This window comes from Pseudooceanicola endophyticus (assembly GCF_018760365.1).
Classification (GTDB): Bacteria; Pseudomonadota; Alphaproteobacteria; order Rhodobacterales; family Rhodobacteraceae; genus Pseudooceanicola; species Pseudooceanicola endophyticus.
In genome coordinates, this window is the sequence record NZ_JAHIAB010000001.1 from 39,726 (window position 1) to 57,668 (window position 17,943).

Consider the following 17,943-nt stretch of genomic DNA (forward strand, 5'->3'; position numbering starts at 1 on the left):
GACCATCGGGCGCGGCCCCGTGCCGATCGCATGGCCGCCCTATCCGAAGGGATCGCCGTTAGCCCAGCCCGGCCTCGCGCATGATCAGTGCCGCCTGGGTGCGGTTCGCCGCGCCGATCTTGCGATAGAGCGTCTTGACGTAGAGCTTGATCGTCGGCTCCTGCAACTCCAGCGTACGGGCGATCTCCTTGTTGGACTTGCCCTCGGTCAGGCCCTGCGCCACCTGGCGTTCGCGCCGCGACAGCTGGCGGGCCAGCGGATGAACCTCTTGCGGCGCCTCGGGGGCGGTCATGAAGTCGAGCGGCGCATAGACCTCTCCCATCGCCATGAAGCGCACCGCATTGACCAGCCGCCGCGCCGGCAAGGTCTTGGGAATGAAACCCGCCGCCCCCAGCGCCAGCGCGGCCTCGGCCACGTCGCGGCGCGCCTCCCCGGAAAACAGCGCCACGCGCGGCGCAGCGGGGCGCGCCAGCAGGCTCGAAAGCCCGCTCAGCCCCTCCATCTGCGGCATGTTGAAATCCAGCAGCACCAGATCGAAGGGCGGCCCGGCCTCGGCGATCCGCGCCTCGGCGGCGCCGAAACTGGCAACCGTCGTCACCTCGATATCGGCCTCGGACTGGAACAGCAGGACCAGCGTGTCGCGCAGCAGGTCGTGGTCGTCGGCAATGAGAAGGCGCATGTCGTCTTCCTCCGTCTTCGGGTCCTCTCTCCTCCGCTCCTTCTTAGCCGCCCCACAACCGCAAGGCGCGGGAAAACCGGCCACCGATCCGCCAGAACAGCCCGCCTATCCGGACGGAGGGGTGCCCCATCCCCCGGGGCTGATCGGCGGGAACCATTCGGGGAGGCGATCCTCCGGCAGAGGTAAGCCTGCACCGCGCAAGGCATATTCCAGGCTCCGCCGGGATGGCGCCGGTCCTTCCGCAGGAGCAGTCCCTCCCTCCGGGCGGAGGCCGCACCACCTGTCCGGGCCGCCCGCCTCTCCGGACGCTTCATTGAGGAAGACGCCCCCGTCCTCAACCCTTGGGAGCAGACAGCTTTGCCCGGGGAGGGGCCTTGAGATGAAACACACCGCCGATACCGAGTTCCGCAGCGCGATCGCTGCCCCCGTGGCACCGACCGGTCCGGATCACCCGGAGCCCCTGCCGACCCTGACGGTCATGGGCCTGCCGCTGGTCGATGCCAGCGCCGAGGACACGATCCGCGCGATCCTGGCGCCGGGGCGGCGCACCATCGCCTTCCTGAATGCCCATTGCGCCAATGTCATGGCCCGCGACACCGCCTATGGCGATGCGCTGCAGCGCGCCGACATGGTGCTGCCCGACGGCATCGGCGTCGAACTGGCCGCCCGCATGAACGGCCATCAGCTGACCGCGAACCTCAACGGCACCGACCTGGTGCCGGCGCTGCTGGCCCGCGCCCAGGAGCAGGGCCTGTCGGTCTTCCTGTTCGGCGGCACGCCCGGCACCGCCGAGACCGCCGCCCAAAGGCTTCAGGCCGACATCCCGGGGCTGAAGATCGCCGGCACCCGCGACGGCTATGGCGGTGCGCAGGACGAGATGGCGGCACTGTCGGCCATCAACGCCTCGGGCGCCGACATCCTGCTGGTCGCCATGGGCGTGCCGCGTCAGGACCTTTGGCTGGCCCAGAACGCCCACCTGCTGAGCCCGCGCATCCAGCTGGGCGTCGGCGCGCTGCTGGACTTCCTGGCCGGCAATGTCCGCCGCGCGCCGCTGGCCGTGCGCAAGGCGAAGGCCGAATGGGCCTGGCGCCTGGCGATGGAGCCCCGCCGCATGGCACGGCGCTACCTGATCGGCAACTTCACCTTCCTGGCCCGCGCCGCCCGGGTGGCGCTGCGCGGGATCCCCGCCGAGGCCTACCGCAAGCGCGCGCTCGACCTGCTGCTGGCGGGCAGCGCGGCGCTGCTGCTGGCGCCGCTCTTCCTGATGATCGCGCTGGCGATCCGCCTCGACAGCCCGGGGCCGGCCTTCTACCGCCAGACCCGCGTCGGGCGGAACGGCAAGCCCTTCCAGGTGCTCAAGTTCCGCTCCATGTACCGTGATGCGGAGGCGCGCCGCGCCGCGCTGCTGGAGGGCTCGGACCGGCAGGGCATCTGCTTCAAGTCCCGCAACGATCCGCGCATCACCCGGGTCGGGCGCTGGCTGCGCCGCAGTTCCCTCGACGAGCTGCCGCAGATCCTCAACGTGCTGCGCGGCGAGATGTCCGTCGTGGGGCCCCGCCCCGCCCTGCCCCAGGAGGTCGCGGCCTTTCCCGAAGCCGCCCTCGGGCGCCTTGCCGTGCGACCGGGGATCACCGGGCTGTGGCAGGTGTCGGGCCGGGCGGACGTGGGCTTCGACAAGATGATCGACATGGACCTCGCCTATGCGCAGAACCGGTCGACGCTGCTGGACCTGGTGTTGATCGCGCTGACCTTCCGGGCCATCCTCTCGGGGCGCGGCGCCTACTGAGGCCACGGGCCGTTCCCCGGGGCCGGTCCCCCGGGGCCGGCCCTGCCGGACCGTCATCGCGGCGTCATGCGGGCGCACTAGTCAGGCGCGATCCGAACTGCCCCAGGAAAGACCGGCCCCATGCCCCGTCCACAACCCGACATCTCTGCCCTTCTCGACCCGCGCGAAAGCTTCCTGCGCGCCCTCATGCCCCGCGCCGCCGCCCGGGCGCTTGAAGGGTTCCGCAACCGCGAAGCCGGCCAGTACACGCTGAAGGGCCCGCAGGACATCCTGACCGAGACAGACCTGGCGGTCGAGGCGCTGATCCGCGCGGAAATCGCCCGCGCCTTCCCCGAAGATGCCATCCTGGGCGAGGAAGGCGGCGGCACGCCGGGCCCCGCGACATGGGTCATCGACCCGATCGACGGCACCGCGAACTTTGCCCGCGGCATCCCGCATTTCTGCGTCATCGTGGCCTTCTGCCTGGACGGGCGCTGCGAGCTGGGGGCGATCTGCGAACCGGTCGGGGCGGAACACTACCTGGCGCGTCGCGGCTGCGGCGCCACGCTGAACGGCACCCCGATGCAGGTCAGCCCCACCCGGGAGATGCCGCGCGCCGCGCTGGAATTCGGCTGGTCCCGGCGCCATCCGGTCGCACAGTACCTGGAGGCCCAGCGGCAGCTGCTGGAGCTGGGGGCGACGCTGCGGCGGGGCGCCTCGGGCGGGCTGGCGCTGGCCTATGTCGCCGCCGGCCGCTCCGACGGCTATGCCGAGCTCTCGATGAACAGCTGGGACTGCCTGGCCGGGCTGCTGATGGTGCACGAGGCCGGCGGCACCACCGGCCCCTGGCCCGCGACCCTGGACGACCTGAGCCGCACCGGCCCGGTGCTGGCCGCCACCCCGGCCCTGGCCGAGGCCTTCTCGGGCGCGGTCTTCGGCCCGCAGTTGCCCAAGCCCGCCGCGCCGGCGCCACTCTGAGGGGCGCGGGCGGCCTTGCGTTCGCGTCACTGGACAGCGCCTGCCCGCCCGCCTAGCCTGCCCGCCTGCCGATCCCGGCAAGGAGGCGCCCATGCAGACCCAGAACCGCGCCATCGGCCTGATGATCCTGGCCGCGCTGTTCATGTGCTCGATGGATGCCACCGCCAAGGCGGTGGCCCAGGAGGCCAATACCTTCATGGCGCTCTGGGCGCGCTACGTCGGCCAGACGCTGGTGGTGATCGTGGTGGTGGGCCGGCGCCTGCCGCAGGTCGCCCGCACCCGCTTCCCGCGGCTGCAGGCGCTGCGCTCGGGTTTCCAGCTGGGCGCCACCACCTGCTTCTTCACCGGCCTCAGCCTGCTGGGCCTGGCCGAATGCACCGCGATCATGGACATCAGCCCGGTGCTGATCACCCTGGGCGCGGCACTGTTCCTGGGCGAACGGCTGGGGCCGCGCCGACTGGCCGGGATCCTGGCGGCGCTGATCGGCGCGCTGATCATCATCCGTCCCGGCAGCGGCGTGCTCTCGACGGCGGCGCTGCTGCCGCTGGGCGCGGCCTGCTGCTACGCGGGCTTTGCGCTGACCACCCGTCATATCGGCCACCGCGAGGATCCCTGGACCTCGCTGCTCTACGCGGCGCTGCTGGGGGCTGCCGTGCTGACCGTGCTGGCGCCCTTCCAGTGGCAGATGCCCTCGCCGCGCACGGCCCTGCTGATGCTGCTGATCGCCGCGCTCGGCACGCTGGGCCAGCTGTTCATGATCCGGGCGCTGGCGATCGGAGAGGCGGCAATGCTGGCCCCGTTCAGCTATGTCGGGCTGATTTACGCCACCGTGCTGGGCCTGGTCCTGTTTGCGGAATTCCCCGACGTCTGGACGGTGGCCGGTGCGCTTGTCGTGGTGGCAGCCGGCGTTTATGTCTGGCACCGAGAGACGCGCGGACAGCACCCCGCCCCCGCCGTTGCCGAAGTCAAGATGCCACCGGAAGGGCTCTGAACCGATGGATCCGAAGGACCAGCCGCTGGGCACCCGGGCAGGACATTACCTGTCAAACCTCGCCATGATGGCCGCGCTCAGGGGCGGACGGCTGCTGCCCTACGAAAGGCGCGTGCCGCTGGTCGGACGGCTGATGCAGCTGGTCGCGCCCTTCACCGGCTGGCGCGGGCGCATCCGCACCAACCTGCAGCGCTCCTGGCCGCAGCTGCCCGAAGCCGAGATCGAGCGCCTGGTGAAGACGGTGCCGGAACGCTTCGGCCGCACCTTCGCCGAGATCTTCACCGGCGACGAATTCGCCGACCGGCTGGACGCCACGCCGCTGACCGGCCCCGGCCTTGCCACGCTGGAAGAGGCCCATGCCGCAGGGCGCCCGGTGATCTTCGTCTCGGGCCATTTCGGCAACTGGGATGCGGCACGTTCGGCGATCTCCCGGCGCTTCGCCCCGGTGGGCGCGATCTACCGCCCCCTCAACAACCCCTATTCCGAACGCCAGTGGCGCGCCGCCCTGAAGGGCATCTCGGAGCCGATCTTCCCACGCTCGCGCCGCGGCCTGGCCGAGATGGTGCGCTACCTGCGCCAGGGCAACATGATCGCCATCCTGCACGACCAGCATTTCAGCCAGGGGGTCGAGGGCCGCTTCTTCGGGCGCCGGGTCAGGACCGCGCCCTCGGCGGCGGAAATGGCGCTGAAATACGACGCGCTGCTGATCCCCGCCTACGGCATCCGCCAGCCCGACGGGCTGAGCTTCGAGATGCGCCTCGAAGCGCCGATCCCCCATAGCGACCCCGAAACGATGACACAGGCCATGACCGACAGCCTCGAGGTCCAGGTCCGTGCCCATCCCGAGCAATGGTTCTGGATCCACCGCCGCTGGAAGGCCGAGGACCGCGCCTGACCCCGGGCCCGGCGCCTAGATCCGGGGGCCCGCCCGGGCTCTTTCATCTGGCCGGAAATATCCCCCCGGAGGGTCGCCGCGCCCCGGCGCGGCGAAACAGGGCCCGTGCTCAGCGCAGGCGGGCGGCGGCCTCGATGGCGCCCATGCCGTCACGCTGCAGCAGCACCGCCCCGGGCATGTCCTTCTGCGGCGTCACCTCGATCTTCAGCGGCTGGGTGCCGTCCCAGTCGGTCAGCGTCTTCCAGTAGGTGACGACGTTGACATATTGCAGCTCGGTCCCGGCATTCTCGCCGCGCAGGATCTTGACCTGCTGGCGCGGCATGTAATGCACCAGCTCCAGCACCAGCCCGCCCTTCGGGCGGTCCTGCCCCAGGGCCTGAGCCTGCACCTCGTAATGCCCGTTGTCCAGCTTGCGCACGCTCAGGCTGTAGTGCTGCGGCAGCGTCATGGCGCGGGCGATGTTCTCGGCCAGGGCCATCGGGCGGGCCCCCTTCACGAAGGTGGTGCCGTCCACCACCATCTGGGGCGTGTAGATCATCCGCTTGCCATGGGCCGAGGCATAGGCCTTCTGCCGGGCGGTAAAGCCCGGGTCGGCAAAGTCGTCCTTCCAGCCCAGGTAGTCCCAGTAATCGACATGCAGCGCCAGCGGCAGCACGTCGTCGCGCCCGGCCAGCTGTTCCATCAGCTTGTCGGCCGGCGGACAGGCCGAGCACCCCTGCGAGGTATAGAGTTCGACCACCACCGGCGAATGCGCGCTGCCCGCGCCCCGGGCTGCCGCCTGCCGGGCCATCTGGCTGCCCGGCACATGCCAGACACCGGAGGCCGCGCCCGCGGTCGACGCCGTATCCGCCGTCCCGTTCAGCGCCTCCGACAGGGTGGTGATCGCCGCCTCGGCAGAGAACGCCCCGCCGGGGCCCGCAGCAGACCCGGGCGCATCCTGGGCGAAGGCACGTCCGGCTCCGGTCAGGCTCAGCGCCGCCAGAGCCCCCGCCATCACAAGGGCTGCCCGTCGTGTCATGCTCATGGAATGGGTCTCCGGTGGTTCCGTCCGCAGCATAGGTAGCCAAAGACCCCCCCCCTCGCCAATCAACGTTTTGCGAGAGCGCGCCGCCGTGTGCTCGCGTGATCCTTGGGTCACGCTTTGCGGCGCCGGGAATATTTGCCCCGCCCGGGGCATCCGGCCAGCGACAAATCCCCGCGCCGCCCTAGCTTGTCGTCCAGAACCCTTGAAATCCCGCCATTGTGCACAAAGGTATACGAAAACCCGGTTGCGCCCCTTGATCGCTGGTTGACGATGGGGCAGAACCACGGACAGCACGAACCTCTCACTGATGTTGGAAGGGAGCCATCTTCATGACCATCGTAGTTGGACAGGACACCTCGGGCACGCGCAAGACGCTGACCGTCGGTGACAAGAGCTTTGCCTATTACTCGATCCCCGCGGCCGAGGCGGCCGGACTTGGCGACTTCGCCAGGCTGCCCGCGGCCCTGAAGGTCGTGCTTGAGAACATGCTGCGCTTCGAGGACGGCAAGACCGTCTCGGTCGAGGATATCAAGGCGTTCTCCGACTGGGGCAAGAAGGGCGGCCAGAACCCGGTCGAGATCGCCTATCGTCCGGCCCGCGTGCTGATGCAGGACTTCACCGGCGTGCCCGCCGTGGTCGACCTGGCCGCGATGCGCGACGGCATCCTGGGCCTGGGCGGGGACGCCAGCAAGATCAATCCGCTGGTCCCCGTCGACCTGGTGATCGACCACTCGGTCATGATCGACGAATTCGGCAATCCGCGCGCCTTCCAGATGAACGTGGACCGCGAATACGAACGCAACATGGAACGCTACCAGTTCCTGAAATGGGGCCAGACCGCGTTTGAAAACTTCCGCGTCGTGCCCCCGGGGACCGGCATCTGCCACCAGGTGAACCTGGAATACCTCGCCCAGACCGTCTGGACCGACACCGACCAGAAGGGCGAACTGGTCGCGTATCCCGACACGCTGGTCGGCACCGACAGCCACACCACCATGGTCAACGGCGCCGCCGTGCTGGGCTGGGGTGTCGGCGGGATCGAGGCCGAGGCCGCCATGCTGGGCCAGCCGGTCTCCATGCTGATCCCCGAGGTCGTGGGCTTCAAGCTGACCGGCGCCATGGTCGAGGGCACCACTGGCACCGACCTGGTGCTGAAGGTCGTCGAGATGCTGCGCAAGCACGGCGTGGTCGGCAAGTTCGTCGAATTCTACGGCGAGGGCCTCGACAACCTGCCGCTCGCACAGCGCGCCACCATCGCCAACATGGCCCCCGAATACGGCGCCACCTGCGGCTTCTTCCCGATTGACGCGGAAACCCTGCGCTACCTGGAGCAGACCGGCCGCGACAAGGACCGCATCGCCCTGGTCGAAGCCTATGCCAAGGAAAACGGCTTCTGGCGCGGCGCCGATTACGATCCGATCTACACCTCGACGCTGGAGCTGGACATGGGCACCATCGTCCCGGCGATCTCGGGTCCGAAACGCCCGCAGGACTATCTTGCGCTCGACACCGCCTCCGATGCCTTCAAGAAGGTCGTCTCGGGCTTCCGCGGCACGGAATCCTCTTCCGCCGCGCAGGACATGACCTCCGAAGGCGATGTGGCGACGCTGGAACGCCCCGGCCTGAAGACCGCCTCGGTCGAGGGCCAGGACTACAAGCTGAACGACGGCTCGGTGGTGATCGCCTCGATCACGTCGTGCACCAATACCTCGAACCCCTATGTGCTGATCGGCGCCGGACTGGTGGCCAAGAAGGCGCATGAGCTGGGGCTGAACCGCAAGCCCTGGGTCAAGACCTCGCTCGCGCCCGGCTCCCAGGTGGTGACGGAATACCTTGAGGCCGCAGGGCTTCAGGAACACCTCGATGCCGTGGGCTTCAACCTGGTGGGCTACGGCTGCACCACCTGCATCGGCAACTCCGGCCCCCTGCAACCCGAGATCAGCAAGGCCATCAACGATGCCGATCTGATCGCCACCGCCGTGCTGTCGGGCAACCGCAACTTCGAGGGCCGTATCTCTCCGGACGTGCGCGCCAACTACCTGGCCTCCCCGCCCCTCGTCGTGGCCTATGCGCTGGCCGGCGACATGAACATCGACCTGGTCAATGATCCGATCGCCCAGACGCCGGAGGGCAAGGATGTCTACCTCAAGGACATCTGGCCCACGGATGCCGAGATCGCCGAACTGGTCGAAAAGGTCGTCACCCGCGAAGCCTTCATCGAGAAATACGCAGATGTCTTCAAGGGCGACGAGAAATGGCAGGGCGTCGAGGTTTCGGGCGGCGAGACCTACGACTGGCCGCCGACCTCGACCTATATCCAGAACCCGCCCTACTTCCAGGGCATGGGCAAGGAGGCCGGCACGATCAGCAACCTCGAAGGCGCCAAGGTGCTGGCGATTCTGGGCGACATGATCACCACCGACCACATCTCGCCCGCAGGGTCCTTCAAGGACACGACCCCCGCCGGCAAATACCTGCTGGAGCATCAGGTCCCGGTGCGCGAGTTCAACTCCTACGGCTCGCGGCGCGGCAACCACGAGGTGATGATGCGCGGCACCTTCGCCAACATCCGCATCAGGAACGAGATGCTGGACGGCGTCGAGGGCGGCTACACCAAGGGGCCGGACGGCGCACAGACCTCGATCTACGACGCGGCCATGGAATACATGGAAGCCGGCACCCCGCTGGTGATCTTCGGCGGTGAACAATACGGCGCGGGCTCCTCGCGCGACTGGGCGGCGAAGGGCACCAACCTGCTGGGCGTCAAGGCGGTGATCGCGGAAAGCTTCGAGCGCATCCACCGTTCCAACCTGGTCGGCATGGGCGTCATCCCGTTCGAGTTCACCGGCGGCGACACCCGCAAGACGCTGGGCCTCAAGGGCGACGAAACCGTCTCGATCTCCGGCCTCGACAACGTGACGCCGCTGGCCGAAGTGCCCTGCACGATCACCTTCGGCGACGGCAGTGAAAAGACCATCACGCTGAAATGCCGGATCGATACGGCGATCGAGAAGGAATATGTCGAGCACGGCGGCGTGCTGCACTACGTGCTGCGGGACCTCGCCAAGGCATCTTGAGCGACACACGACAAACCGAGAGGGCCTCCATTCCGGAGGCCCTTTTCGTTGCAGGCGTCGCGGGGGCTCTGCCCCCGTCTCCTGCGGAGACTCCCCCGCCATATTTTTGGAAAGATGAATTCAGCACCGCCGCGCGATGGAAAACGCGCGCCGGATCCCTCCCGCGCGCGCCTCGGCTCTTTCATCTGGCTGAAAATATCCCCCCCGGAGGGTCGCCGCACAGGGTGCGGCGAAAATTCAGCGGGTCTCGGCCTTGGCCTTCTCGATCGCCGGGCGGATCGTCTCGTTCAGCACCCGTTCGGTGATCGGACCGGCGAAGCGCAGGATCACCTTGCCCTGACCGTCGATCACGTAGGTTTCCGGCACCCCGTAAAGACCCCAGTTCAGCGCCATCTGGCCCTTCGCATCGGCGCCGAGCTTGCTGTAGGGATTGCCCAGCTCTTCGAGGAAGGCCGTCGCCTTGGCGGGCTCGTCCTTGTAGTTGACCCCGTAGATCGGCACCTCTCCGCGCTCGGCGATGGCCTCCAGGTTCGGATGCTCCACCCGGCAGGGCGCGCACCAGCTGGCGAAGAAGTTCACCAGCTTGACCTTGCCGTCGCGCAGCGTGGCATCATCGAAGCTCGGGTAGTCGGCCAGCTGGGTCAGCTGCACGCCCGGCGCCGGCTTGCCGGCAATCGCGCTTGGCAGCGCATCGGGATCCTGCCGCTGCATGCCCCAGAAGAACACCCCCGCCAGCGCGGCGAAGATCACCGGCGGCAGCACCATCAACGGTTTAACGCGCATGTTTCGCCCTCGCCTCGACTTCTTCCATGCGCCGTTTCACCCGACGCGCCCGCATCACGCTGACCACGATCACCACCGCCAGCAGCAGCAGCGACACCGCATAGGCCGACAGCACCGACCCCGCATATTTTCCAAGATCGGGCATCACGCCATCCTTTCCCGGGCCAGCAGCGCCCGCATCCGGCGGGCCCGGATCTCGGTCTGGGTGCGCAGCAGCACCAGCGCCACGAACAGCAGAACGAACCCGCTCATGCAGACCAGCAGCGGGAAATAGAAGACATTGGCCACGTGATCCGCCCGGTCCATCGACAGCGAGGCCCCCTGGTGCAGCCCCTGGTTCCAGAAGTCCACCGCATAGCGGCTGAGCACCGCGAAGACCGAGCCCACGATGCACAGGATCGAGGTCAGGTCCGCCGCCGTGTCGTCATCCTCGATCGCCGCCCAGAGCGCGATGTAGCCGAGGTAGAACAGGAACAGGATCAGGAAAGAGGTCAGCCGCGGGTCCCAGGCCCACCAGGTGCCCCACATCGGCTGGCCCCAGATCGCCCCGGTGATCAGCGCGATCAGCGTCATCACCGCGCCCACGGGGGCCGCCGCGCGCGCCGCCAGTGCGCTGACATGATGCCGGCGCACCAGCCAGATCAGCGAGGCCACCAGCATCATGAACCAGCCGTTGATCGCCATCAGCGCCGAGGGCACATGCAGGTAGATGATCTTCACGGTCGAGCCCTGACGGTAATCGTCGGGCGTCAGGAAGAAGCCCCAGATGAGCCCCACCAAAAGCGCCACGCAGGCCAGACCCCCGACCCAGGGCAGCAGCCGGTTCGCCGTGGCGATGAATTTCCGTGGATTGGCGTATTCCCAGATCGAAGCCATGGGTCCTTCCTATCTCCGTCCCGCGACGCGGGACAATCACATCCTCTCGGGGCTCACCGCAGGTTGACCCGCAGCACCGCCGCCGCCGCGAAGGGAAGCAGTGCCAGCGTCGCCAGGCTGACCCCGGCCAGCACCAGCAGCGGCGTCTCCAGCGCCATGCCCGCGGCCCCGCGCCGCGCCACCTCGGCGCCGAAGATCAGCGTCGGCACGTAGAGCGGCAGCACCAGCAGGCTCAGCAGCAGCCCACCCCGCTTCAGCCCGACGGTCAGAGCCGCGCCGAAGGCGCCGATCATGCTCAGCGCCGGGGTGCCAAGCGCAAGGCTGGCCATCAGCCACAGGTGACCGGGCCAGGGCAGGTTCAGCAGCACCCCCAGCACCGGGGCAGCCAGCGTCAGCGGCACCCCCGTGGTCAGCCAGTGCACCAGCGCCTTCACCGCCACCACCGCCTCCAGCGGCAGCGGCGCGGTCGCCAGCAGGTCCAGGCTGCCATCCTCGTAATCCAGCGCAAAGATCCGGTCGAGCGAGAGCAGGCAGGACAGCAGTGCCCCCACCCACAGGATGCCCGGGGCGATCCGCGCCAGCAGCTCGGTCTCGGGACCGACACCGAAGGGGATCAGCGCCACCAGGATCAGGAAGAACGAAAGCCCCAGGCCAAAGCCGCCCCCCGCGCGCACCGCCAGCCTCAGGTCTCGGATCAGCAGCGCGTTCACAGGAAGGCCTCGTCGAAAGTATCCATCGTGTCGGCCCGCGCCTTGAAGGCGCCCAGCTCCAGCACCCGGGCCTCCGGCAGTCCAAGGTCGATATGGGTGGCGATGATCGCCATGCCGCCACCGGCCAGATGGCTGCGCACCACATCGCCAAACAGCGCCACGGCAGAGGTGTCCAGCGACACCGTCGGCTCATCCAGCAGCCACAGCGGCCGCCCGGTGACCAGCAGCCGCGCCAGCCCCAGCCGGCGCTTCTGCCCGGCCGAGAGATGCCCGGCCAGCCGGGTCTGAAGCCCGACCAGATCAAAGCGCTCCAGCGCCTCGCCGATGTCGGCAACGCCATGCACGCTGGCCCAGAAGCGCAGGTTCTCGCGCACGCTCAGCTGGGTCTTGATGCCATCGGCGTGGCTGGCATAGGCCACCCCCTCCTCGGGCAGGTTCACCTGTCCCGAAAGCGGCGGCTGCAATCCGGCAAGGCAGCGCAGCAGCGTGGTCTTGCCGGCCCCGTTCGGCGCGCGCAGCACCAGCGCCTCTCCCGGCACCAGGGAAAAGCCTACGCCCTGTAGCAGCGGCACGCCTCCGCGGGCGACCGAAAGGTCCTGAACCATGCATTCCATGGCGCCCCGCATACCCCAGCCTCCGGGCACACGGAAGAGGGGCCCGCCCTCACATCGCCGCGCCATTCCCCTACGTCACATCCCTGCCACGGCGTCCCGGTCAGGGCAGCCCTGCGCGCCACGCCCCGCAGCACGCCTCCCGCGTGCAGGGCGCCCCGGCTCTCTCATCTGGCCCCAAATATCCCCGCCGGAGGCATCCGCGCGCCCCGAAGGGCGCGCGCTCAGACCGGCAGCAGCAGCGCCGCCACCCGCCGCCCCTCCGACAGGAGCACGTTGAAGGTCCGGCAGGCCGCCGCCGAGGCCATCGGCTCGACCCCGATCCCCGCCTCTTCCAGCGCCTCGCGGAAGGCCGCAGGGACATGCGCGATCTCGGCCCCGGTGCCGACGAACAGCACGTCGATCTGCCCCGCGTAGCCCAGCGGCAGGGCGCTGTCGTCGAAGCCGCCCCAGGGCTGCACCTCGTTGGCGGTCACCAGCAGCGCGCCCGGATGCACCTGCCCCCCGATGCGGAAGAAGCCCGGGCCGTAGCCGTCGATGGGGCGGGCATTGTCGTAGTCGATCTCGATCAGGCGCATGGGTCTGGCTTTCCGGCTGGCAGATGCCGCAGCCTAGGCGAGCCGGGGGCGAAGTTCAAATGCCCCGCCCGCCCCATGACGCCCCCCAACGACGAAGGGCCGCCGCGGTCTTCCCGCAGCGGCCCCTGTCCTTGCGATCCGAAAGGATCAGGCGTCGATATTGGCGAACTGGTTGCCCTTGCCGCCGTTGCTCTTCTTGGTCCAGTCGCGTTTCACGCCCAGCCACAGCACGATGTTCTTGGCCACGTAGACCGAGGAATAGGTGCCCACGACCACGCCCCAGGTGATCGCGAAGACGAAGCCCCGGATCACGTCGCCGCCCAGCACCAGCAGGGCGATCAGCGCGATCAGCGTGGTCCCCGAGGTCATCAGCGTCCGGCTCAGCGTCTCGTTGACCGACAGGTTCATCACGTCGATCAGCGGCTTGGTCTTGTACTTGCGCAGGTTCTCCCGCAGCCGGTCGAAGATCACCACCGTATCGTTGATCGAGTAGCCGATGATGGTCAGCAGCGCCGCGATCACCGTCAGGTCGAACTTGATCTGGAACAACGCGAAGATGCCGATGGTCACCAGCACGTCGTGGAACAGCGCGATCACCGCCCCAAGTGCGAACTGCCATTCGAAGCGCAGCCAGATATACAGCAGGATCGCCGCCAGCGAGGCGCCCACCGCCAGGAAGGCGGTCTGGATCAGCTCTCCGGAGACCTTCGGACCGACCGATTCGACCGAGGTGAACTTGATCGAGCTGTCGACGCCCTGCAGCGCCTTCTCGACCTTGTCGATGGTCGCCGAGGAGACGCTGTCCTGGTCGTTCTGCGACTGGATGCGGATCGAGGCGACGTGGTCGGAGGTGCCGAAGACCTCGGTGATCACGATGTCGCCCAGGCCCAGCGGGCTGATCGCCTGGCGGTAGGCCGCGACATCCACGGGCTGTTCGGACTGGGTCCGGATGGTCGAGCCGCCACGGAAGTCGATGCCGAAGTTCAGCCCCATGGTCAGCCACAGGATGATCGAGGCGACCACCGCCACGGCGGAGATGCCGAAGGTGATCGTGCGGTACTTGAAGAAATCGTAGTGGGTTTCTTCGGGAACAAGTTTCAGCCTGCGCATCTTACACCTCGATCTTCTTGGGACGTGCCCGTTCGAACCACATGACCATCAGCAGGCGCGTCACGTAGATCGCGGTGAAGACGGAGGTCACGATGCCGATCCCCAGCGTCACGGCAAAGCCCTGCACCGGGCCGGTGCCCAGCACGAAGAGGATCACCGCGATGATGAAGGTCGTGATATTGGCGTCCACGATCGCCGAGAGCGCCCGGTCGTAGCCCAGCTCGATGGCGCGGGCCGGCCCCTTGGCGGTCTTCAGCTCCTCGCGGATGCGTTCGAAGACCAGCACGTTGGCGTCCACCGCCATACCGATGGTCAGCACGATGCCGGCGATCCCCGGCAGGGTCAGCGTGGCCCCGATCAGCGACAGGATGCCGAAGATCAGGCACATGTTGATGACCAGCGCGATGTTCGCGAAGACGCCGAACAGCCCGTAGGAGGCGAACATGAAGACCAGCACGGCAATGCCCGCGACGATGCAGGCGACGGTGCCGGCATGGATCGAATCCGCGCCCAGCTCCGGACCGATGGTCCGTTCCTCGAGGAAGTTCAGGCCCGCCGGCAGCGCGCCCGCCCGCAGCAGCACCGCGAGGTTGGTGCTTTGCTCGACGGTGAAGTTGCCGGTGATGATGCCCGAGCCACCGGCGATATGCGCCTGGATCACCGGGGCCGAGATGACCTGGTCATCCAGCACGATGGCGAAGGGGCTGCCGATGTTCTGCGCGGTATAGTCGCCGAAGCGGCGCGCACCCGAGACGTTGAACTTGAAGCTGACCGCCGGGTTGCCGTTCTGATCGAAGGTCGGCTGGGCGTCGGTCAGGTCCTCGCCCGAAACCACCGGGGCGCTTTCCAGCAGGTAGTAGACGCCCTTCTCGTCCGAGGCCGGCAGCAGTTCCTGCCCGGCACCGACGGCGGTGTCCTTGTTGGTGGTGCGGCTGACGACCGGCTGGAAGGTCAGCTGGGCCGTGGTGCCGATGATATCCTTCAGCTCCTGCGCGGAGCCGAGGCCGGGCACCTCGATCAGGATCCGGTCGGAGCCTTCGCGCTGGATGGTGGGTTCGCGCGTGCCGACCTCGTCGATGCGGCGGCGGATGATCTCGAGGCTCTGCTTGACGGTGCGATCGTCGGTCGCGGCCTTTTCGGCCTCCGAAAGCTGCACGGTCAGAAGATCCCCCTGCCCCGACACGTCAAGGTCCGAGGCGCCGGCGGCGGTGACGCTGCTGACCGGCTGGGCCAGGGTCTTCACCGCGGCGATGGCCGCCGACATGCCCTCGGCATTGCCGATGCGGATCTTCAGCGTACCGTCGTCGGAGGGTTGCAGGCGGATGGTGCCCACGGTGTCGCGCTTGTCGCGCAGCAGGTCGCGGACCTCCGGCCAGAGCGCATCCATGCGGGTCTTGTAGACCTCCTGGGTGCGGACCTCGGCCAGCAGGTGCGCGCCGCCGCGCAGGTCGAGGCCAAGATTGACCAGACCATGGGGCAGCCAGGACACCCAGCCCGAAGCGGGCTCGGCATCCGAGCCGTCGGGCTGTGCGGCCTTCAGCTCGTCGTTGTAGGCCTCAACTCGCCCGTAAAAGGCATTGGGCAGGGCCAGAAGCAGACCGAGGGCAACAAGCCCCCAGATCAGGACCCGTTTCCACGTCTCGATGTGCAGCATATGGACCTGCCCTTTCTTGTGCGCGTATCTGCGGAGTTACTTGGATTCCGCAGCGGGCTCGGTCTTGGAAATCACGTTCGCGAGAGTTCCCTTCAGCACGCGGACCTTGACGTTCTCGGCGATCTCCACCTCGATCTCGCCGTCTTCCTTGACCTTGGAGACCTTGCCGATGATGCCCCCCTGGGTCACCACCTGGTCGCCGCGACGCACGGCGTCGATCATGGCGCGGTGATCCTTCGCCTTCTTCTGCTGCGGACGGATCAGCAGGAAGTACATGATCGCGAAGATGAGGATAAGCGGCAGGAACTGCGCAATTGCGTTGCCTTGCATGGGGGACCCTTCTGTCAGGTATTGGCTGTCGTTATCGGTCTTGACGGTGGCAGTGCGCCCCCGCTGAATTCCGCCGGAACCTATGTGCGCTCCCCCGGGATTGCAAGGTATGATGCCGTCCGGACACGGGATAGCGAGGGGGCCGGAGGCCGGCTTGCGCGGCAGGATATATCGTCGCTTCCGCCGCAGCGCAGGCTTTCGCCCGGGCCGCCCCCTCGCCTGGGCTGAAGCCACCCGAGATCACGGCAAGGTGTCCCCCCGGATGAGCGCAAGACGTCCCCCCTCCTGGTCCGAGGTCCTTGGCCTGAAACCGCGCCAATCGCTGCGCAACCATCCCCGCACGGCGCGGCTGGCCGGAGCACTGATCCTGCTGCTTGCCGCGCTGCTGGGCCTTTCGGTGCTGCGCGTCCTGGTCGAACTGCTGGGCCAGTTCGGCCAGGCGCTGGAGGGCACCGGCTATGCCGCGCGCGACGCGCAATCGGAGGCGGTGCGCAACTACGGGCTGGCTCTGGCGGCGGTAATCGGCGTGATCTTCGCGATCTGGCGCGCGCTGGTCGCGCAGAAGCAAGTCCATGTCGCCGAGCAGGGCCTGACGACGGACCGCATCAACAAGGCGGTCGAGGGGCTGGGCGCCGACAAGGTGGTGAAGCGGCAACGGCGATCCTCTGGCCGAACTCCCTTATACGAGCAACTGACCCTCTCAGAAGAAGGCCAATTAAACGAAGCGGACAAGCAAGTGCGCCTCGACTAAAAAAAGCCGATCATGGAGGAAGTCACGGAACCGAACCTGGAAGTTCGTGTCGGCGCACTTCTGTCGTTGGAGCGCATTGCCGAAGACAGCGCTAGGGACCGGGACCGCATTCTGCGTATCCTATGCGCGTATCTGCGGGGTAATAGCAGACACCGCGAAGTGCCGGACAGCCCCCGACCTCGAAAACACCCAGCGCACACTGCACAGCAAAAGGTCGAGGATTGGCATCATTGGCGGTATCAGGTGACTGGCCATTACGCTTCTCATATCCAGCGCCCGCGCGTCGACATTGAAACCGCCTTTTTCGTTCTTAGAGATAGTTTTTCCTCCACAGATGTCTTCATGGACGCCGACCTCATGGGGATATATCTCCGTGCAACAAAAATAAGTGGTGCAAATCTGGCAGGAACACACCTAGATAGCTCAGATTTTTCAGGCGCCTCCCTCCATCAATTCAACCTCTCAGGTGCAAAACTTTTCCGCGCCAATTTTCAGGGGGCAAATTTAAGTGACGTATCCTTTAAGGATGCCGCAATGCAGTTCGTCGACCTCTCCGCCTCAGAGATGACATTCGTCGACCTTGATCAAACAAAGCTTACCTTCGGCAAACTTAACGCGAGTATTATAAGCGGCTGTTCAATGAACTCGGCTGACCTGCTTCACGCCACACTGGCAGCAGCAAAACTTTTCAGATGCGACCTCTCCACCGCACATCTCTCAAAGGCTATCCTCGAAGGTACCCGTTTCCAACAGTGTCAGTTCGACGGCGCCCTCTGGGATGCGCCGAAATTCAACAGCGAAACCGGGTTCCCCGACTGTACCATGAAGGGCGCCGCCGTGCTGAACTGCGATTTCCGGGACTTGCCGCAACTGGCCCCCTTTCTGTCCGACCTCTTCGGCGATGCCAGCTCCGTCCCGCCGGATGGCAGCGCGCCGGAGGATCCCGGCTGGCCCGCGCACTGGTCGCGCAGGACGCTTTCGCCCGAGGCCTTCGACAGGGCCTGGCGGGACTGGACGCGCGCGTCTCATCCCGGCGTCCGGCGCCTGTCGCTCAAGTCTCCCTGACCGCCCGCACCCTTTCCGCCACGCCCCGCCTCTCCTATATCGAGGGCAAATGCCCCTCCCCGGGGC

18 protein-coding genes are annotated in these 17,943 nt (G+C 67.4%); 7 read left to right on the forward strand and 11 right to left on the reverse strand.

Features of this window, described 5'->3' with window-relative positions:
* Positions 1–58: 58 nt before the first annotated feature.
* Positions 59–679, reverse strand: coding sequence for a response regulator transcription factor (locus tag KM176_RS00190; RefSeq protein WP_160891529.1), 621 nt, complete (start codon positions 677–679; stop codon positions 59–61).
* 379 nt (positions 680–1,058) lie between these two features.
* Here KM176_RS00190 and KM176_RS00195 point away from each other — a divergent pair, with 379 nt between their 5' ends.
* The 4 genes from KM176_RS00195 to KM176_RS00210 all read left to right on the forward strand — a co-directional run bounded on the left by KM176_RS00195 (position 1,059) and on the right by KM176_RS00210 (position 5,308).
* The gene (locus KM176_RS00195) at positions 1,059–2,465 is read left to right on the forward strand and encodes a WecB/TagA/CpsF family glycosyltransferase (RefSeq protein ID WP_160891531.1); all 1,407 of its coding nucleotides are present in this window, start codon (positions 1,059–1,061) and stop codon (positions 2,463–2,465) included.
* Between the two features lie 120 nt (positions 2,466–2,585).
* A complete protein-coding gene (locus KM176_RS00200) occupies positions 2,586–3,422 on the forward strand; it encodes an inositol monophosphatase family protein (protein WP_202397703.1) in 837 nt (278 codons plus the stop codon).
* Between the two features lie 91 nt (positions 3,423–3,513).
* Positions 3,514–4,413 carry a DMT family transporter gene (locus KM176_RS00205; RefSeq protein WP_160891533.1) on the forward strand — a complete coding sequence of 300 codons (900 nt, stop codon included), beginning with the start codon at positions 3,514–3,516 and terminating at the stop codon, positions 4,411–4,413.
* 4 nt (positions 4,414–4,417) lie between these two features.
* Positions 4,418–5,308, forward strand: coding sequence for a lysophospholipid acyltransferase family protein (locus tag KM176_RS00210; RefSeq protein WP_160891535.1), 891 nt, complete (start codon positions 4,418–4,420; stop codon positions 5,306–5,308).
* A gap of 109 nt (positions 5,309–5,417) precedes the next feature.
* Here KM176_RS00210 and KM176_RS00215 read toward each other — a convergent pair whose 3' ends face one another.
* Positions 5,418–6,332, reverse strand: a complete 915-nt coding sequence (locus KM176_RS00215) for a DUF1223 domain-containing protein (RefSeq protein ID WP_236045117.1) — start codon at positions 6,330–6,332, stop codon at positions 5,418–5,420.
* Positions 6,333–6,661: 329 nt separating this feature from the next.
* Between KM176_RS00215 and acnA the strand changes: the two genes are divergently transcribed.
* On the forward strand, positions 6,662–9,409 hold the full coding sequence (gene acnA / locus KM176_RS00220; RefSeq protein ID WP_160891537.1) for an aconitate hydratase AcnA: 2,748 nt from the start codon (positions 6,662–6,664) through the stop codon (positions 9,407–9,409).
* Between the two features lie 237 nt (positions 9,410–9,646).
* On the opposite strand, the gene KM176_RS00225 is transcribed toward acnA, so the two are convergent.
* The 9 genes from KM176_RS00225 to yajC all read right to left on the reverse strand — a co-directional run bounded on the left by KM176_RS00225 (position 9,647) and on the right by yajC (position 16,061).
* Entirely contained in the window at positions 9,647–10,174 is a 528-nt protein-coding gene (locus KM176_RS00225; RefSeq protein WP_160892491.1) for a DsbE family thiol:disulfide interchange protein, read from the reverse strand.
* 7 nt (positions 10,175–10,181) lie between these two features.
* The gene (gene ccmD / locus KM176_RS00230; protein ID WP_160891539.1) at positions 10,182–10,337 is read right to left on the reverse strand and encodes a heme exporter protein CcmD; all 156 of its coding nucleotides are present in this window, start codon (positions 10,335–10,337) and stop codon (positions 10,182–10,184) included.
* A complete protein-coding gene (locus KM176_RS00235) occupies positions 10,337–11,068 on the reverse strand; it encodes a heme ABC transporter permease (protein WP_160891541.1) in 732 nt (243 codons plus the stop codon). The genes ccmD and KM176_RS00235 overlap by 1 nt, the downstream gene beginning before the upstream one ends.
* A 53-nt stretch (positions 11,069–11,121) precedes the next feature.
* The gene (gene ccmB / locus KM176_RS00240; RefSeq protein ID WP_160891543.1) at positions 11,122–11,778 is read right to left on the reverse strand and encodes a heme exporter protein CcmB; all 657 of its coding nucleotides are present in this window, start codon (positions 11,776–11,778) and stop codon (positions 11,122–11,124) included.
* The gene (gene ccmA, locus KM176_RS00245; protein ID WP_160892493.1) at positions 11,775–12,392 is read right to left on the reverse strand and encodes a heme ABC exporter ATP-binding protein CcmA; all 618 of its coding nucleotides are present in this window, start codon (positions 12,390–12,392) and stop codon (positions 11,775–11,777) included. The genes ccmB and ccmA overlap by 4 nt, the downstream gene beginning before the upstream one ends.
* A gap of 221 nt (positions 12,393–12,613) precedes the next feature.
* Entirely contained in the window at positions 12,614–12,967 is a 354-nt protein-coding gene (locus KM176_RS00250) for an Mth938-like domain-containing protein (RefSeq protein ID WP_160891545.1), read from the reverse strand.
* 147 nt (positions 12,968–13,114) lie between these two features.
* Positions 13,115–14,077, reverse strand: a complete 963-nt coding sequence (gene secF / locus KM176_RS00255) for a protein translocase subunit SecF (protein WP_160891547.1) — start codon at positions 14,075–14,077, stop codon at positions 13,115–13,117.
* Between the two features lies 1 nt (position 14,078).
* Complete coding sequence (gene secD, locus KM176_RS00260) at positions 14,079–15,731, reverse strand: protein translocase subunit SecD (protein ID WP_160891549.1); 1,653 nt, start codon at positions 15,729–15,731, stop codon at positions 14,079–14,081.
* A 36-nt stretch (positions 15,732–15,767) separates the two neighbouring features.
* Entirely contained in the window at positions 15,768–16,061 is a 294-nt protein-coding gene (gene yajC / locus KM176_RS00265; protein ID WP_160891551.1) for a preprotein translocase subunit YajC, read from the reverse strand.
* Between the two features lie 262 nt (positions 16,062–16,323).
* On the opposite strand from yajC, the gene KM176_RS00270 reads away from it, so the two are divergent.
* Positions 16,324–16,812: a hypothetical protein gene (locus KM176_RS00270; protein ID WP_160891553.1), complete on the forward strand. Its 489-nt coding sequence runs from the start codon at positions 16,324–16,326 to the stop codon at positions 16,810–16,812.
* A 12-nt stretch (positions 16,813–16,824) separates the two neighbouring features.
* Entirely contained in the window at positions 16,825–17,877 is a 1,053-nt protein-coding gene (locus tag KM176_RS00275; protein ID WP_160891555.1) for a pentapeptide repeat-containing protein, read from the forward strand.
* Positions 17,878–17,943 lie beyond the last annotated feature (66 nt).

Excerpts from the sequence above, each read along its gene's own strand:
- KM176_RS00190 (WP_160891529.1), bottom strand. The coding sequence starts at position 679 with ATGCGCCTTCTCATTGCCGACGACCACGACCTGCTGCGCGACACGCTG.
- ccmD (WP_160891539.1), bottom strand. The coding sequence starts at position 10,337 with ATGCCCGATCTTGGAAAATATGCGGGGTCGGTGCTGTCGGCCTATGCG.
- secF (WP_160891547.1), bottom strand. The coding sequence starts at position 14,077 with ATGCGCAGGCTGAAACTTGTTCCCGAAGAAACCCACTACGATTTCTTC.
- secD (WP_160891549.1), bottom strand. The coding sequence starts at position 15,731 with ATGCTGCACATCGAGACGTGGAAACGGGTCCTGATCTGGGGGCTTGTT.
- KM176_RS00235 (WP_160891541.1), bottom strand. The coding sequence starts at position 11,068 with ATGGCTTCGATCTGGGAATACGCCAATCCACGGAAATTCATCGCCACG.
- KM176_RS00215 (WP_236045117.1), bottom strand. The coding sequence starts at position 6,332 with ATGAGCATGACACGACGGGCAGCCCTTGTGATGGCGGGGGCTCTGGCG.
- KM176_RS00200 (WP_202397703.1), top strand. The coding sequence starts at position 2,586 with ATGCCCCGTCCACAACCCGACATCTCTGCCCTTCTCGACCCGCGCGAA.
- KM176_RS00225 (WP_160892491.1), bottom strand. The coding sequence starts at position 10,174 with ATGGTGCTGCCGCCGGTGATCTTCGCCGCGCTGGCGGGGGTGTTCTTC.
- KM176_RS00250 (WP_160891545.1), bottom strand. The coding sequence starts at position 12,967 with ATGCGCCTGATCGAGATCGACTACGACAATGCCCGCCCCATCGACGGC.
- KM176_RS00195 (WP_160891531.1), top strand. The coding sequence starts at position 1,059 with ATGAAACACACCGCCGATACCGAGTTCCGCAGCGCGATCGCTGCCCCC.
- ccmA (WP_160892493.1), bottom strand. The coding sequence starts at position 12,392 with ATGGAATGCATGGTTCAGGACCTTTCGGTCGCCCGCGGAGGCGTGCCG.
- KM176_RS00210 (WP_160891535.1), top strand. The coding sequence starts at position 4,418 with ATGGATCCGAAGGACCAGCCGCTGGGCACCCGGGCAGGACATTACCTG.
- KM176_RS00270 (WP_160891553.1), top strand. The coding sequence starts at position 16,324 with ATGAGCGCAAGACGTCCCCCCTCCTGGTCCGAGGTCCTTGGCCTGAAA.
- KM176_RS00275 (WP_160891555.1), top strand. The coding sequence starts at position 16,825 with ATGGAGGAAGTCACGGAACCGAACCTGGAAGTTCGTGTCGGCGCACTT.
- yajC (WP_160891551.1), bottom strand. The coding sequence starts at position 16,061 with ATGCAAGGCAACGCAATTGCGCAGTTCCTGCCGCTTATCCTCATCTTC.
- KM176_RS00205 (WP_160891533.1), top strand. The coding sequence starts at position 3,514 with ATGCAGACCCAGAACCGCGCCATCGGCCTGATGATCCTGGCCGCGCTG.
- acnA (WP_160891537.1), top strand. The coding sequence starts at position 6,662 with ATGACCATCGTAGTTGGACAGGACACCTCGGGCACGCGCAAGACGCTG.